Genomic DNA, 15,480 nt, shown 5'->3' with positions numbered 1-15,480 from the left:
ATGATGAAATATTTTCATTTTATTTTGTTATTTTTTGCTATTTTCCCTTTTCCTTCTTTTTCAGCAGATAAAGTCAATTTAATAGTATTTCATGCAGGCAGTTTAACTGTGCCGTTTGAGGCTGCTAAGAAGGAGTTTGAACGTTTACATCCTGAAATTGATGTAAGACTTGAACCGAGTGGTAGTGTACAGGCAATAAGAAAGGTAATAGATTTAAAGAAGCCTTGTGATGTTGTTGCAAGTGCCGATTATTCATTGATTCCCAAGTTGATGTTTCCAAAGTTCTCAAACCACGTTTATGCATTCGCAAGAAACGAACTCGTTCTCTGTTACACTAATAGTTCTAAATACTCTAATGAAATTAATGAGAACAACTGGTACGAGATTCTGAAGAAAAGTAATGTTAAATGGGGTTTCTCAAATCCGAACCTTGACCCTTGTGGATACAGAACTCTTATGGCCTTAAGTTTGGCTGATTTTTACTACAAAAAGCCAATATTTGAGAGTCTCCTGTCAAATTCCAATCTCTCTTTAGCAAGGGAACAGGATGGAATCTTAATTACCGTTCCAAATAGCTTAAAGACGAACCATCACATTTTTATAAGACCAAAAGCTGTTGCTCTCTTAGGATTACTCGAGAGTGGCACTATAGATTACGCATTCGAGTACAAAAGTGTAGCTCTTCAACACAAGCTAAAATTTGTAGAGTTACCTCCTGAAATAAACTTATCCAGTATCAAGTTTAAGGACTTTTATTCAAAAGTTTATGTTAAGTTGGCGAATGGGAAGTTGATTAAGGGAAAACCAATAGTTTACGGAATTACTACCGTGTTGGGAGCTCCCCATCCAAAAGAGGCTAAACTCTGGGAAGATTTTATAATTTCAGGAAAAGGAGCAGAAATTTTAAGGAGGAACTATCAGGAACCTATGTATCCTCCTATTTTAATTAAGAAATGAGAAAAAGAAGTTACTTTAAGTTCTTAATCTTAACCTTTTCTACCTTATCGTTCTTATTTGTAATCCTCCCTATTCTTCATCTACTTTTTTCCCTTAACACGGAAAGTTTCCTTAAAACTCTAAAGGACAGGGAAGTTTGGAATGCCCTCTTTACTACGTTTGAGGGAGCAACCCTTTCAACGATTTTAGGAGTTACGTTGGGAGTTCCTGTAGCATACGTTCTCTCTCAAAGCTACTTTAAAGGAAGGAAATTTTTAGAAGGACTCTTTGACTTACCTATAGTAATTCCACACGCTGCCGTTGGAATAATATTTCTGGAACTTCTAAATTCAAAGTCCCTTTTAGGAGAGCTCCTTTCCAAGTTGGGAATAACGTTTGTAGATACTATCTACGGAATAGTTGTTGTTATGTGTTTTGTCAGTATCTCGTACATTGTAGCATCATCACTTGCCGGGTTTGAATCTGTCAATAGGGAGTTAATCTGGACAGCCAGGACTTTAGGTGCCTCTCCGTTTAAAGTTTTCAGGTTGATAATTTTTCCTCTGAGTATTCCCTTTATTTTAAGGGGAGCCGTTCTTGCCTTTGCCAGGGCTGTGAGTGAAATGGGAGCTCTCCTAATAGTAGCCTACTATCCAAAGACGATTCCTATCTTGATGTACGAGCGTTTTGAAAATTACGGCTTAAGTTCCTCAACGCCGATAGCTGCTCTTGTAACTTTTCTGAGTTTGGTAATTTTTTCCATCGTTCTATCCCTACCTTACAGGAGATATTCCCGTGTTTCTTGAGGTCAACTTCAAAAAGAAGCTCTCTAAGTTTGAACTATCGGTTTCATTTGAGGTAGAGGAAAAGGAGTACTTTTTCATCTTCGGAAGGAGTGGTGCAGGTAAGAGCATGACTGTAAAAATAATTACTGGAATAGAAAAACCTGACAAAGGAAGGATTTACCTTAATGGAAAAGACATTACAAACCTTCCCATTGAAGAGCGAAGGATAGCCTATATTTCCCAGACCCCTTCTCTTTTTCCTCATATGAACGTTTTAGAAAATCTGTGTTTCCCGTTTAAAGTGAGAGGTCTAAAACCTAAACTAAGAGAAATAGAAGAAATTTCTCAACACTTTGGAATCTCAGAAATTCTTCAGGAGATACCCTCCAAAATTTCCGGGGGAGAAGCTCAAAGGGTAGCCATAGTTAGAGCTCTTCTCTCAAAACCCCATCTTCTAATTCTTGACGAACCACTGAATCAACTCGATTTTTTTACAAAGACGTCACTAATACCCTTTCTCAAAGACCTTAAGGAAAAAACAACGGTAATACACATAACCCATGACCCATTTGAAATAAAGGAACTTTCCGATAGAGTCATCTTTTTAGAAAGAGGAAAGGTCAAATTTGTTGGTTCCTTTCAAAATTTGCTATCAGAGTTCAACTTCTCCTTCCCTTCCCTCTAACAATCCTAACGTCCATTCTCTTAACAGGATACTCTATTCCCTTTAAAGGCTTTATAAAACTGTTAAGAATCTCTCTCAGCGTTTCTCCATCGTAGTATTTTATTGGGATTTTCTTTCCATTTATGAAGAGCTCCACCTCATTCTCAAATCCTTCTGTTCCTTTTTCTATAAAGTTTTCTATTAGAAATTTTGCTACCTTATCGTAGTCATTTCTATTAAATCTCCTAATTCCTTCTTCAACGGGAAAATCGGAAATAACGGCTATTACGTTTTCCACCTTCTTAAACAGGGGTTTTTCGGAGTTTTCCTTCTTTAAAACCTCTATTTTCGGAACGTCGGCATTTTTGAATCCCTCACACACAACTATATCGTATTCGCCAAAGAGCAGAAAGGATAGGAAATTAAGATCTAAACTATCCCTATCTATATCCTGAAATAAAACCAATTCATCTGGAGAAACTATTCCTACAGCGTCAGCCCCTGCTTCCCTGTACTTAAATGAGTCCTTTCCAGGAGTATCGGTTATTAACTGTCTGTGTTTCGTGGACTTTAGAACTCCTACCTTATATCCTCTTTCCTTTAAAATCTTTACAACCTCTGTTGCAAACGTTGTTTTACCTGAGTTGTGATAGCCAATAAAGGAAACTACAGGAACCATTCATCCTCCCTTAAATAAGAACAACCTCAACTTCACTACCGAATTTTATCTCCCTTATTCCTTCAGGAACCATCATGAGAACTTTACCCCCAACAAGGGAAGTTAGAACTCCTGACCCCTGCTTCCTTAGGGGTTTTACAAGAAATTTACCGTCTTTATTGATAAGTTCTGCCCTGACAAACTCCCTTCTTTCTGCTTTTCTTCTCTTGAAATCCATTAAAAGTTTTGCTTTAACCCTCTTTCTAAACAGTTCCCTTGCTCCCTGAATTTTTCTTAACAGTGGAAGAACAAAGAGGTTGAAGCTAACAACTGTAGAAACGGGAAATCCCGGTAGTCCAAAGAAAAACTTACTTCCCCTCTTTCCAAAGAGGACAGGTTTTCCCGGTTTTACTCTTACTTTGTAAAATAGAACCTCTATACCCAATTCCTTAACAACCTGTTTGACAAAGTCGTAGTCTCCCATTGAAACGCCACCGGTTGTAATGAGGACATCACAGGTCTCTATTCCCTTGTGAATTCTTTCAGCCGTTTCATCCTTTGAGTCCTTCAATATCCCTAAATAGATAGGCTCTCCTCCCGATTCCTTTACAAGGGAGTAAAGAGTATAGGCATTTGTATTGTGTATCTGAGAGATAGAATCCAAATCATCCCAGGGTTCTAAAATTTCGTTTCCCGTTGTGATAATTCCTACTCTCGGTTTGGACGACACCCTTAGATAAGGTTTTCCAATAGATGCAGCTATTCCAACCTCTGGGGCTCTCAGAACAGCTCCCTCTTCTACAAGAATATCGCCAACCTTGTAGTTTTCACCCCTTAACCTAACATTCTGCCCCTGTGGATACGATTTTTTTATAACGACGAACTCTCCCGAGCCTTCAGTTTCCTCAACGGGAACTACAGTATCAACCCCCTCTGGAACTAAGGAGCCGGTAAAGAGCTTTACAGCCTCTCCCTTGCTAACTTTAATGTTAGGAATTTTTCCTGCTGGAACCTCTCCAACAACTTTCAATTTCGCAGGGATTGATTTAATATCTTCCTTCTTCACTCCATAGCCGTCCATTGCAGAAACCGGGGCAGGCGGGTCGTCCCTATCTGCAATTAAATTCTCCCTCAAAACCCTGCCGTACGAGTCAAAGAGGGAAGCAAATTCTGAAGGAAGTAAAAATTCCTGTGAGGAGATAATTTCAAGAGCTCTGTCAAAGCCTATGTAAAACTCCATTTTCTCCCTTTTAAACTTTGTGAAATTTGCAAACTTCCCTAAGGGGGCACTCTTCACACCTTGGTTTTTTAGGTTTACAGAACTTCCTTCCAACTCTTATCAGGTCGTAGTGGAGCTTCCTGTTGAATTCTGCCGAAAAGTTTTCCTCCATAAACTCCGAAATCTCATCCAAACTCCAGTCCTTGGGAAAAATTCCCAACCTGCTCAGCACTCTCCTGCAGTGGGTATCTATTGGAAATGTATTCTTTCCAAATCCAAACGTAAGTATAACCCTTGCCGTTTTTGAGCCGATAAATGGGTAGGACTTGAGGAGCTCTATTGCCTCCCTCTCTGGAAGAACCCTTAACTTTTCCTCTAACTCCTTCCAGTCAAAAAGTAGAGATTTGAGAGCTCTGTACTTTTGGTTGTACATCCCACAGGGTTTAATTGCCTCAATGACTTTTTCTTCAGGGAGGTCCTTGATTAACAGGAGTCTGTTCCCTGTCAAATTTTTCAGATTCTCTAAACACCTTTCTGCCTGTCTGTCAGTTGTGTTCTGGCTTAAAACGGTAAAGACAGCCTGTTCTAATGGTGTTCTCCTTGGTTTGTAGGCCTCGGGAAAGTACCTATCCAAAATTTCCTTAACCTTCCTTACCCTTTCGATTAAAGCTTCCCTTTCCATCACTTTAGGAAACCTGCAATTGAAAGAGCTCTTTCCAAATCCTTCTGAAATTCAGGCTCCCCCCTTCTGTTCCTAAGTAGGTATGCCGGATGGAACGTAGGTATAACAGTAACTTCTCTATCACCTACTCTTATTCTCTGTTCCTTTCCCCTTATTTTTGAAATCGGAGTTTTTTCAGGGAGGTTCAGAACAGTTCTTGCAGCAAAAGCCCCCAAGCAGAAGATAACCTTTGGAGAGATTAACTCTATCTGTTTCTCAAGGAAAGGGTAGCAGGCCTCTATCTCGTCAGGAGCAGGGTTTCTGTTGTTAGGTGGTCTGCACTTAACAACGTTTGTTATGTAGATTTTCTCCCTTGAAACGCCGTAAAGGTTTAAAAACCTCGTAAGCAGCTGTCCAGCCCTTCCGACAAAGGGTCTTCCCTGAAGGTCTTCCTGTTCTCCCGGAGCCTCACCTACAAACATGAGGTCGGTTTGAGGGTCTCCCTCCCCAAACACTACGTGAGTCCTGTGTTTACAGAGTCTGCACCTACAGCACTTAAGTGCCTCTTCCTTCAGCTTTTCAAGTTCCTCAATCGGATTCATTGCCCCATCTCCAGTTTTCTCTCTTAATCTAACTTCGTTGTAACCTATGAGGTTGAGAAATTCAACAAACTTTTTAAGCTCCTCCAAGGAGCTCCTCCCTTAGTTTACCATCGTAGACCCATACTGTAGGACCTTCCAAAAAAACCTCCCTTAGTTCACCATCAAAGTAAACCCTTAACCTCTCTCCCATTCCTACTTCAACCTCAACGGGAGGTTTAAGTTTAAAGATGAGCGATGAGACAATTGCAGATGCAACAGAACCTGTCCCACAGGCCAACGTCTCCCCCTCAACTCCCCTTTCGTAAGTTCTTACTCTAATCCTATCCAACATTACCTCAACAAAGTTGACATTTGCACCCTTTGGAGAGAAGACCTCTGAGAACCTCAGTTTCCTTCCCAACTTCTCAACGTCAATCTGGTCTAACCTTTCAACAAGTACAACAACGTGAGGAACTCCCGTATTTATGTAATGAACGTTTAACCCCTCCGCATTTATGTTCAGTTTTAAATCGGTAGGTGGGGTTAATCTAACCTTTACTGAAGGTCCCCTTACCTCAGATTCAACAATTCCGGCCAGCGTTTCAAACCTCATTCTTTCAGGAGCTATTCCCCTTTCGTAGGCAAACCTCGATGCACACCTTGCTCCGTTTCCGCACATTTCAGCAACGGAGCCGTCTGAGTTAAAGAACCTCCACTTAAAGTCTGCAACTTCTGAACTTTCAATCAGAATAAGACCGTCTGCCCCTACTCCCCTTCTCCTCTCACAAACTTTTCTTACCACTGAATCAACTGGGAAATCTCCGCAGAATTTATCAAACTTGCCGTCCCTGTTGTCGATAATGATAAAGTCGTTTCCCGTTCCCTGAATCTTTGAAAACTCCATCACTCTACCTCTTCCCAAACTTTAGGAAGGAGAAACCTCCTCAGTTTTCCTATCCTCGTCCTTGGGAGCTCCCTGTCAACAATCTTGAACTCCTTAATCTTCTTGTAGGGCTGAAATCCCCTTAAAAGTCTGTTTATCTCCTTTTTTATGAAGGATTTAACGTCTGAAACGCCCTCGTCAACTAAGAGCTCAAAGTCGGGCCTAACGAGAGCTCTGAGCCTTCCATCAGAGTAGAAAACCCCCACCTCTAAGATGTAGGGACTTTTAAGGAGCTCTATCTCTATATCCTCTGGATACACATTCTTGCCACTCTCAAGGACTATTACTTCCTTGGTCCTTCCCGTTATGTGTATAAATCCATCCTCATCGACAAACCCAAGGTCTCCCGTGTAGAACCAGCCGTCCTTTATGACTTTTCTGGTCTCCTCAGGTTTGTTGTAGTAGCCCTTCATAACGTTAGGGCCCCTTACAATTATCTCTCCCTTCTCCGTAACCTTTACTTCAACCTCATCGACAGGAGGTCCTGCCGTTCCTATTCTCTTCCTATCGGGCCTGTTGACAGATATCAGAGGTGAGGTTTCGGTCAAACCGTACCCTTCCAAAATGTTAAATCCCATAGCTTCAAGGTCTCTCCAGACATCCTCGCTCAGCTTTGCTCCACCACTTATCATAAACCGTAAGTTCCTACCTATCCTCTCGTGAACCTTTGAGAAGAACCTCCTTTTGACAGAAGTTGGAGCTCCCTTCCTGAAGAGCTTAAGGGCTCCCTCTATCAACCTTCTCTTTACCGGAGGTAGTTTTTTAATTTCTGCCATTATGTTGTGGTGTATCACCTGGTAGAGTTTGGGAACTCCCACCATTATCGTAACGTTCTGCTCATTTACCGTTGATAGGATGTCTGTTGGGGTGAGCTTTTCAATAAAGACGAGTGGAAGCTTCAGTGAAACCGGCAGGACTGCAGTTGCCATGAGGGGGTACGTATGGTGGAAGGGAAGTATTGCGACAAACCTGTCGTCCTCCCTTAAAAATCCCAAGTTCTCAACAGCCCTTATATTGTGGTCTAAGTTTCCAAGTGTAAGCATAACCCCTTTAGGGTTTCCTGTGGTTCCGGATGTGTAGAGGATGAGGATTACCTCGTCCAAACGTCTCCTTCTGTACTGAATTTTCCCCTCCCTCCATTCGATATCGTCAACGTTTATCACTCTCACGTGGTAGCCCAAGTTTGAGACCGCCTTCTCCGCAGTCTTTAAGTTTTGAGAGCTTGTTATGAGGTACTTGGGCTGTGAGTCCTTTAAAATGTTAAAGAGCTCCTCGGGAGTGAGGAGGTAGTCAACGGGAACGGCAATTCCCCCTAAGAAAAGAATAGAAAAGAGTGACGATACCCACTCGGGTCTATTCTCCATGAAGATGACAACCCTGTCCTCAGGAGAGATTCCCCTAAGGAGCTCCTCCAACGTTGATATCTGGTTCCCAAAGTCCCTGAATGTTAGTTCCCTGTATTTACCATTTTCCTTCCTAACAAAGGCCGTCTTTTCAGGACTCTCCTCAATATTTTCAAGGACTCTTTCCAAAAAACTTCCCATCCTGTAACCCCTATATAAGGTCAATAATGTCCCTTATATCCTTCTTTCTGTCTTCGATAACTTCTACTAACTCTCTGGCTTTTTTCTTTGAGACTGACTTTGAAATCGGAACTTCAAGGACTCTGAACTTTAAAAACCTGCTTATCGTATCAACCTCTACAACGTCTCCTACTTTTACTTCCCTCGAGGGCTTGGCTGGAGCTCCGTTAACCTTAACTACGCCGTCGTCACAGAGCTCCTTTGCCAGACTTCTCCTCTTTACTATTCTCGCTACCTTTAGAAACTGGTCTATCCTCAACGTTCTTTTCCCTTTTTCGTTTTATGTTTGAAGGAATTGAAAAAATCTTAAATATGAGTGAGAGAAATCCGGCAGTTAAAAATCCGGAAAAAAAGGAGAAAACTATAACAACAAAGAGCTTTGTTTTAAAAACACCGATGAATGGAATTGTAACCTCAACATCCTGAAAGTTCTGAAGGGCAAAGAGGGAAACGGCTAAAACAATTGAAGTTACAACAACTGAGTAAAAGTACTGCTTTAAAGTCATTGCTTCCCCTAAAATGTTAAGTAGAGAGAGGTTAAACCGACAGACATAAGGCCTAAAATAACATTTATTCCGTTTAGGGCCATTGAAACTGCATGGAGTTTTAAAAATCTGTCGTAAAGGGATTTTTCCTTCGTCATGTAAAACTCAGCCTTTAGAATTCCCGCCTTTGGAACGATTAACAGGCCGTTTATAAAGTTGGACAGGTTCATCAATATCAAAATTAGTAGGTTTACTGAAGAAACAACTCCTAAATTTTCCCTGACCAAAAGGTAGAACGAGAGGAGGGCTAAAATTCCAAAAATGTATCCTAAGGAGAAGTACTTCGGAAAGACGGCTCCTGTGTACTTTCCAGCCTCCTCCTTGGGAAGTACTCTAAATGCCAATGGAGCTCCAACTGCAGTAAAGAAGAAGAGAGCTCCTACCCACAGAGAAATTGAGTAAAGATAAATGGACTTAAGTAGAAAAATCATTTTTCTCTCCTTCTACAGGTCTGTCCACTTCAACGTTATGGCATCGACAGGACAGTTCTCCACACAGAGACCACAACCGTTACACCTTTCGGGATACATAACCACTGCCTTGCTCTCACTCATGACAAATACTCCGTGAGGACAAACCTCCTCACAGATTTTACAACCGATACACTTTTCGTTATCAACGTAGGGGATTACCTTCAAATACCGTTCCTCATCTTAAAGGCTTTTACCGTATTGTAAAGGAGCATCGTAATCGTCATAGGTCCTACTCCTCCAGGAACTGGAGTTATTGCTGAGACCTTCTCCTTTACACCCTCAAAATCGACATCACCAACAATCTTACCATTTACCCTGCTGATTCCTATATCAATGACTACAGCTCCCTCCTTAACCATGTCTGCCTTTATTAGGCCTGGAACACCTGTAGCAACGCAGAGTACGTCTGCGTACCTTGTGTAGTGGGAAAGGTCCTTAGTATAGACGTGGCAGACAGAAACCGTTGCATTTGCATTTATCAGCATATTTGCAAGGGGTTTTCCGACTATGTTACTGTGACCAACCATTACTGCGTTCTTTCCCTGTAGTGGGATATTGTACTCCTCAAAAAACTTCATAACGCCTGCAGGAGTGCACGGCATTAGTCCCTGGTCGTACAGCCCCAAAGTACACTTTCCAACATTAACGGGGTGGAAGCCATCAACGTCCTTCTCAGGTGATATGTAGTTGACAACCTCCCTGCAGGACAGACCGTTGGGAAGTGGAAGTTGAACGATTATTCCATCAACGTTGGGGTCTTCGTTCAGCTCCTTTACAATGGAGTTAAGCTCCTCCTGTGTTACCGTCTCGGGAAGCCTTCTGTCTATGGAATCTATCCCCACTTCACTGCAGGCCTTTATCTTGTTCCTCACGTAAATTTCACTTGCAGGGTTGTTTCCAACCAGTACAACTGCTAAAGAGGGAGGTCTTCCAAATTTTTCCTTCAGTTCCTTAACCTCATTCTTCAAAGAGTTTCTTATCTTTTTAGATAGGGCTTTCCCGTCTAGTATAACTGCCATCCTCTCTCCTCTCGTATATTTCGTAAATTCTCTCATACCTAACTACTCTGAATCTGTCGTCGACTTCAAAGAGAACACCGCAGAACTGAATGAGTTCAGCCTTCTCTGGAACTTTGAACCTTACAGGTAACTGTTTAACAAACCTCTCTATTCCCTCTTTAGGTTCTATCCCTATTACTGAGTTGAGAGCTCCGCACATTCCGGCATCCGTTATGTATAGGGTGCCTGAGGGTAACCTTCTCAGGTCTGAGGTCTGAACGTGTGTATGGGTTCCAAATACGGCAGTTGCCTTCCCATCCACGTAGAACCCAAAGGCCTGTTTCTCAGATGATGCTTCACCGTGAAAGTCAACAATAACGATATCCGCTTCGTTACTCTCGTAAATTTCATCGAACTTCCTAAATGGGTTATCGAGGCACTCCATAAATACCCTACCCATGAGGTTGATAACTGAGATTTTTGTACCCTCAAAATCAAAGGTTAGAAATCCCCTTCCCGGAGCTCCCTCAGGATAGTTTGCCGGTCTTAGAATCGGATACTTATCTATGAACTGGTAAATTTCCTTTTTGTCAAACGTGTGGTTTCCCCCAGTTATAACGTTTACACCGTAAGAAAGTAGCTTATTGACAATCTTCTCTGTTAACCCAAATCCCCCTGCTGCGTTTTCACCGTTTGCTATACATACGTCAAACTTATTCCTGTTCTCCTCAAGGTAGAGGTGGAGAGCTCTCCTCCCCGGCCTTCCTACAACATCTCCCACCAGTAAAATTCTCATTGGAGCTCCTTCAGTAGGGAAATTGTCTGCTCCTTCAGGTGGATTAAATCCCCCGTATTGCAGATTAAGTAGTCGGCATATTTTAACTTTTCACTGTAGGGTTTTTGAAGGGAATCCCTCCTTAAAGTTTCCCTTAAGCCAAACTTCCTCGAAGCCCTTAGAATTCTCTGTCCTCTGTATGCAAAAACCAAAACAATTTTATCGCAGATATCCATCCAGCCTGCCTCTATTAGAACTGCAGCTTCAACAAATACAACCTCGTCAGAAAACTCGTCCCTTATTCTCAATATTTCCTCTTTTATCAACGGGTGTGTTATTTCTGTAAGAGTTTTCAACTTTTTCGGTGAGGAGAATACGATACTTGAAATCTTTTTAGTATCAATCTCCCCTTTTTCTTTGAAAATTTCACTACCAAAGGTTTCTAACAGTTTTTCCTTCACTCTGTATAAGGCCCTCTTTCCGATGATGTCTGCATAAAATACAGGAAAGCCCTCAAGTTCTAAAAATTTACATAGAGTTGACTTCCCGGAACCGATGTTACCCGTTACTCCCACAAGCACTCTTTAACCTCTCCTTCTTTTCTATAAAGCTTTCAAAAATGGGAACCAAAATAACAGCTAAGGGAACTCCAATTACAATACCTAAAAGACCGCCTAAGTAACCTCCCAAGAATATGGAGAGTAGGATGAGTATAGGGTTGACTCCCGTTGTTCTGCTCATAATTAACGGATATATGAGATTTTCGAGCCCCACCTCCGTTAAAAAGACTGTAAGAACTCCAATCACTGCTTCAAGTGTTCCGTTGTCAAAGATAGCCAGGAGTAGTGATGGTACAAGGCCTGAAAAGAAACCCACGTAAGGTATCATGTTGAGGACTCCTGCAACAAAGCCAATGAGCAGTGAGTACTTGATACCGACAAAAAGGAGTCCTATTGCAATGTAGAGACCGACAAAGAGGGCAACTGCCATCTGGCCTATTAGATAGCTTGAAAGGGAGCTGTGGACTTTCTGGAGGAGTAGTTTTAACTCCTTCTGAATTGAACAGGGAGCGATTAACAGATAAATTCTAACAATTTTTCTGGAATTTATGAGAAGGTAGTAGGTGAGGAACGGAATAACAATCAGATTAATAATAATTGATATTGCAGAAAAAAATCCAGAAAAGAGTTTTGAAATTAGGTTTGCTATTGGAATAGTTCCAAATTTCTGATAAATTTCGTTGATTATTTCCTTCAATGTTGTAAGTTTGAACGGGTGTAGAAGTGGGAAATGCTTGCCGAAAAATTTAATAAAGAATGAATCCAATTTTTCAAACAGGATTGGGAGGAAATTTAGGAAACTCTGAATCTGCTCAATTATCGATGGAATCAGAATAAACAGTGCAAAGGAAAGGACTAAAAACATTGTGAGTAAAGTCAAAAACGCTGAGAATCTCCTTCTATTTCCCGTTAAATTGTTAAAGAAGAGGAAAACCGGATAGAACACGTAGGCTACTGCAGAAGCGATGAAGAATGGCAAGAGGGCCGGTTCGAACAGAAATAGTAAAATTAGAAGGAGAATTACCGTTGATGTAAGATAAATTTCGGTAAGATAGTTACGCACCGTTTAGCTCCTTAATCCCCCTATAGGTATATTGGAGAGCTGAAGCAACTGTAAAAATTGCAGTGGTAAAAAACAGTACACCTAAAATACTACCATTTGGAAAACCACAGTTGAGTTTTAGAAGGGTTGCAAGAAGTGTGAAGAACTGCAGAAATGCAGTAGCCTTTCCTAAATAGGTAGGCTTAATCCTATCCATTTTGTTAAAGATTGAAAGAATCCAGCTTCCCATTAGTATTAAAACGTCCCTACTTAAAACTATAACTGTTAGCCAGATAGGAATGTACTTTCCCGTGTAGGAGAGAAGGAAATAGCCGGAATCTATAAGTGCCTTGTCGGCAAGGGGGTCCAATATTACTCCCAACATTGTTACCTTGTTGAACTTTCTCGCTAAAAATCCATCCAGTGCATCGCTTAAGGCTGCGAAGAAGAAAATACTTAAAGCTTCTTTAAATTTTCCGTAGAATACGGACATGATGAATACCGGAACTAAAAATATTCTGATTAAGGTTATTATATTGGGTATATTTACCATACTTCCTCCGGAGGGTTTTAATGAATGAGCTCTACGTTAAAAACTTAATTCTAAACTTTTTAAACGAGGATTTAGGTTACTTGGGAGACATTACCACCTCCTCCCTTTCAGACATTTCAGGTAAGGCCTGTCTAATAGCTAAGGAAGGCGGAATTTTCTGCGGGGCTCCATTTTTCGAAATGGTTTACAGGGTTCTATCTAAGGAAATCTCTTTTAATTGGTACATTGAGGAGGGAAAACCCTTTAAGAAGGGTGACGTTATCTGTGAGATGGAGGGAAACTTAAAGGTAATTCTAACGGGAGAAAGAACGTCCTTAAACATTGTTCAAAGGCTTTCAGGAATAGCTACCGAGACAAGGAAGTATGTAGATGGGTTAAAGGGTTCAAAGATTAAGCTTCTTGATACGAGGAAGACAACCCCAGGACTAAGGGTTCTTGAAAAGTATGCAACTAAGGTTGGAGGAGCTCTCAACCACAGGTTTGGCCTTTACGATGCAGTTATGGTAAAGGACAATCACATTAAGGCATTTGGAAGTATCGAAAGGGCTGTAAGGGAAATTTCTAAAAACATTCCTGTAACTACAAAGATTGAGGTGGAAGTTGAAAATATGGAGCAGATAGAGGATTTAATAAAGGTCATTGAGCTCGTTGATATAGTTATGCTTGACAATTGGAGGGATGAGGACGTTGAGAAAGGTGTAAAAAGGATAAAGGAGAAGAAGGAGGAAGTAAGAATAGAGCTCTCAGGTGGAATAACGATAGATAGGCTTCCAAAAATCAGGAATTTACCTGTGGATTTCGTTTCAACGAGTAAAATCGTAACGGCTGCAAGGTGGATAGATCTCAGCCTGGAGGTAGAATGGACTTAACACCTCTTAACGTCCTTGACGGGTTAATAATTGTTACTTTAGGATGGAACTTTGTAAGGGGATTTAACAAGGGATTTATTGAGGAAATTATCTCAATAGCTGGAATTATTTTAGATATCTACATTTCATACCTTTTCGCTCATCCGGTAGCGAAATTTATAGTTTCAGAATCCCAACCTCAAACAGGAGAGGTATTTGTATCGGGATTACTTATCTTTCTTATCCTATTTTTAATTACAAAGTACATTGCATTTTCTGTAAATAGACTGGTAAATAAAACGAACTTGGGATTTATCAATCACATCTTAGGTTTCTTATTTGGAATTTTTAGAGGAATTCTTATATGCTCTTTAATTGTTTTTGGAGTATCTGTTGTTGCTCCAAACAGTTACCTTGTTAAAAAGAGTTCCTTAGGTGGTATTGCTGTTCCTGTAATGGATAGGATTATTCATTATCTGCCAATGAAACATAGGAATGAAGACCCAATCATAAGGAAGTGGAAGATAGCAAGGGAAACCTTGTGGAAAAACTTTATTTTTAAACGTTATTTAAAAGGGGGAATTTTCCCCCTTAAACTCCAACGTTAGCCATGTACTTAATCAAATCTGCAAGTCTATTTGAATATCCCCATTCGTTGTCGTACCAGGCAATTACCTTTACCAAGTTTCCATTTATAACGTCCGTTGATAGTCCATCAACAATTGATGAGTGGGGATTCCCAAGGTAGTCAATTGAGACCAAAGGTTCCTCAGAGTAGGCAAGAATTCCCTTTAGCTCATTTTCTGAAGCAGCTTTAAGAGCTCCGTTCACCTCCTCAATCGTCGTTTCCCTCTCTAAAACGCACACAAAATCCACAAGAGAAACGTCAGGAGTTGGAACCCTTATGGAAATTCCGTTAAATTTCCCCTTAAGTTCTGGAATAACAAGACCTACAGCTTTTGCTGCTCCTGTTGTTGTTGGAACCATTGAAACGGCCGCTGCCCTTGCCCTCCTTAAATCCCTATGGGGAGCATCTAAGAGTCTCTGGTCCATCGTGTAGGCGTGTACAGTAGTTAGGAATCCGGAAACTATTCCAAAATTTTCAAGTAGAACCTTTGCAATAGGTGCGAGACAGTTTGTTGTACAGGAGGCGTTTGAGACGATTCTGTGCTTTTCAGGGTCGTACTCCCTATGGTTAACACCCATAACAAAGGTAGCATCGGGATTTTTCCCCGGGGCTGAAATTACAACTCTCTTAGCACCAGCCTTGAGGTGCTTTCCCGCTCCTTCCCTATCCCTGAACCTTCCCGTGGCCTCTAAAACAACATCAACTTCTAAATCTTTCCATGGAAGCTCCTCGGGATTCGGGTCTGCGTGGACTTTTATTCTCCTTCCATCTATAACAAGCTCATCTCCATCGCACGTAACCTCGGCCTCAAACTTGCCGTGGACAGAGTCGTACTTTAAGAGGTGTGCAAGGGTAGGAGCGTCTGTCAAATCGTTGATTGCAACTACCTCAATTTCAGGGTCGTTGTGAACGATTCTGTAGAAACTTCTCCCAATTCTTCCAAAACCGTTAATTGCTACTCTAACAGCCATAATTCCTCCCAAAATAAGGAAAATTTTTAAGTTAATGATAAACTATTCTTTAGACGA

Annotated in this window: 21 protein-coding genes; 5 read left to right on the top strand and 16 right to left on the bottom strand. The window is 41.1% G+C overall.

The genetic code is table 11. From position 1 onward, the window contains the following. Genes wtpA through FN732_RS02705 form a run of 3 tightly spaced genes read left to right on the top strand, consistent with a single transcriptional unit; the run spans nt 1 to nt 2,406 of the window. A complete protein-coding gene (gene wtpA, locus FN732_RS02715; RefSeq protein ID WP_342778600.1) occupies nt 1-957 on the top strand; it encodes a tungstate ABC transporter substrate-binding protein WtpA in 957 nt (318 codons plus the stop codon). Next, nucleotides 954-1,742, top strand: a complete 789-nt coding sequence (locus tag FN732_RS02710; RefSeq protein ID WP_142934430.1) for an ABC transporter permease — start codon at nt 954-956, stop codon at nt 1,740-1,742. The genes wtpA and FN732_RS02710 overlap by 4 nt, the downstream gene beginning before the upstream one ends. Beyond that, complete coding sequence (locus tag FN732_RS02705) at nt 1,732-2,406, top strand: ATP-binding cassette domain-containing protein (RefSeq protein ID WP_142934428.1); 675 nt, start codon at nt 1,732-1,734, stop codon at nt 2,404-2,406. The genes FN732_RS02710 and FN732_RS02705 overlap by 11 nt, the downstream gene beginning before the upstream one ends. Here the strand turns inward: FN732_RS02705 and mobB are convergent. From mobB to FN732_RS02630, 15 genes are read right to left on the bottom strand one after another with little or no spacing between them, the layout of a single operon-like run. Further along, complete coding sequence (gene mobB, locus FN732_RS02700; protein ID WP_142934426.1) at nt 2,381-3,064, bottom strand: molybdopterin-guanine dinucleotide biosynthesis protein B; 684 nt, start codon at nt 3,062-3,064, stop codon at nt 2,381-2,383. The genes FN732_RS02705 and mobB overlap by 26 nt on opposite strands. Before the next feature lie 10 nt (nt 3,065-3,074). After that, entirely contained in the window at nt 3,075-4,283 is a 1,209-nt protein-coding gene (locus FN732_RS02695; protein ID WP_142934423.1) for a molybdopterin molybdotransferase MoeA, read from the bottom strand. 10 nt (nt 4,284-4,293) lie between these two features. Continuing rightward, complete coding sequence (locus FN732_RS02690; RefSeq protein ID WP_246051308.1) at nt 4,294-4,944, bottom strand: endonuclease III domain-containing protein; 651 nt, start codon at nt 4,942-4,944, stop codon at nt 4,294-4,296. Next, nucleotides 4,944-5,612, bottom strand: coding sequence for a uracil-DNA glycosylase (locus FN732_RS02685; protein WP_142934419.1), 669 nt, complete (start codon nt 5,610-5,612; stop codon nt 4,944-4,946). Before FN732_RS02685 ends, FN732_RS02690 begins: the two co-directional genes overlap by 1 nt. Beyond that, nucleotides 5,599-6,408, bottom strand: a complete 810-nt coding sequence (dapF, locus tag FN732_RS02680; protein WP_142934416.1) for a diaminopimelate epimerase — start codon at nt 6,406-6,408, stop codon at nt 5,599-5,601. Before dapF ends, FN732_RS02685 begins: the two co-directional genes overlap by 14 nt. Further along, nucleotides 6,408-7,991 (bottom strand): AMP-dependent synthetase/ligase, encoded by a 1,584-nt coding sequence (locus tag FN732_RS02675; protein WP_142934414.1) that lies wholly within the window; start codon nt 7,989-7,991, stop codon nt 6,408-6,410. Before FN732_RS02675 ends, dapF begins: the two co-directional genes overlap by 1 nt. Before the next feature lie 10 nt (nt 7,992-8,001). Continuing rightward, complete coding sequence (locus FN732_RS02670) at nt 8,002-8,289, bottom strand: RNA-binding S4 domain-containing protein (protein WP_142934411.1); 288 nt, start codon at nt 8,287-8,289, stop codon at nt 8,002-8,004. Further along, complete coding sequence (locus FN732_RS02665; protein WP_142934409.1) at nt 8,219-8,536, bottom strand: lipopolysaccharide assembly protein LapA domain-containing protein; 318 nt, start codon at nt 8,534-8,536, stop codon at nt 8,219-8,221. Before FN732_RS02665 ends, FN732_RS02670 begins: the two co-directional genes overlap by 71 nt. 8 nt (nt 8,537-8,544) lie before the next feature. Next, nucleotides 8,545-9,006, bottom strand: a complete 462-nt coding sequence (locus FN732_RS02660) for a DUF4149 domain-containing protein (RefSeq protein WP_142934407.1) — start codon at nt 9,004-9,006, stop codon at nt 8,545-8,547. 12 nt (nt 9,007-9,018) lie between these two features. Then, nucleotides 9,019-9,213, bottom strand: coding sequence for an ATP-binding protein (locus FN732_RS02655; protein WP_142934405.1), 195 nt, complete (start codon nt 9,211-9,213; stop codon nt 9,019-9,021). Continuing rightward, nucleotides 9,210-10,067 (bottom strand): bifunctional methylenetetrahydrofolate dehydrogenase/methenyltetrahydrofolate cyclohydrolase FolD, encoded by an 858-nt coding sequence (gene folD / locus FN732_RS02650; RefSeq protein WP_142934403.1) that lies wholly within the window; start codon nt 10,065-10,067, stop codon nt 9,210-9,212. The genes FN732_RS02655 and folD overlap by 4 nt, the downstream gene beginning before the upstream one ends. After that, a complete protein-coding gene (locus FN732_RS02645) occupies nt 10,033-10,842 on the bottom strand; it encodes a TIGR00282 family metallophosphoesterase (RefSeq protein ID WP_142934401.1) in 810 nt (269 codons plus the stop codon). The genes folD and FN732_RS02645 overlap by 35 nt, the downstream gene beginning before the upstream one ends. Next, complete coding sequence (gene coaE, locus FN732_RS02640) at nt 10,839-11,402, bottom strand: dephospho-CoA kinase (RefSeq protein WP_142934399.1); 564 nt, start codon at nt 11,400-11,402, stop codon at nt 10,839-10,841. The genes FN732_RS02645 and coaE overlap by 4 nt, the downstream gene beginning before the upstream one ends. Then, complete coding sequence (locus FN732_RS02635; protein ID WP_142934397.1) at nt 11,380-12,444, bottom strand: AI-2E family transporter; 1,065 nt, start codon at nt 12,442-12,444, stop codon at nt 11,380-11,382. The genes coaE and FN732_RS02635 overlap by 23 nt, the downstream gene beginning before the upstream one ends. Then, nucleotides 12,437-12,976: a CDP-alcohol phosphatidyltransferase family protein gene (locus FN732_RS02630; protein ID WP_142934395.1), complete on the bottom strand. Its 540-nt coding sequence runs from the start codon at nt 12,974-12,976 to the stop codon at nt 12,437-12,439. The genes FN732_RS02635 and FN732_RS02630 overlap by 8 nt, the downstream gene beginning before the upstream one ends. 20 nt (nt 12,977-12,996) lie before the next feature. On the opposite strand from FN732_RS02630, the gene nadC reads away from it, so the two are divergent. Together nadC and FN732_RS02620 are read left to right on the top strand one after the other, a co-directional pair. Further along, nucleotides 12,997-13,845, top strand: a complete 849-nt coding sequence (gene nadC, locus FN732_RS02625; RefSeq protein WP_142934393.1) for a carboxylating nicotinate-nucleotide diphosphorylase — start codon at nt 12,997-12,999, stop codon at nt 13,843-13,845. Further along, entirely contained in the window at nt 13,836-14,432 is a 597-nt protein-coding gene (locus FN732_RS02620) for a CvpA family protein (RefSeq protein ID WP_142934391.1), read from the top strand. Before nadC ends, FN732_RS02620 begins: the two co-directional genes overlap by 10 nt. Here the strand turns inward: FN732_RS02620 and gap are convergent. Next, nucleotides 14,416-15,423, bottom strand: coding sequence for a type I glyceraldehyde-3-phosphate dehydrogenase (gene gap / locus FN732_RS02615; protein WP_142934389.1), 1,008 nt, complete (start codon nt 15,421-15,423; stop codon nt 14,416-14,418). The two genes, FN732_RS02620 and gap, sit on opposite strands and share 17 nt — an antisense overlap. Between the last annotated feature and the right edge of the window lie 57 nt (nt 15,424-15,480).

It is taken from the genome of Balnearium lithotrophicum (assembly GCF_900182585.1).
Lineage (GTDB): Bacteria > Aquificota > Aquificia > Desulfurobacteriales > Desulfurobacteriaceae > Balnearium > Balnearium lithotrophicum.
This window is presented reverse-complemented; position numbering and strand designations above follow the sequence as displayed.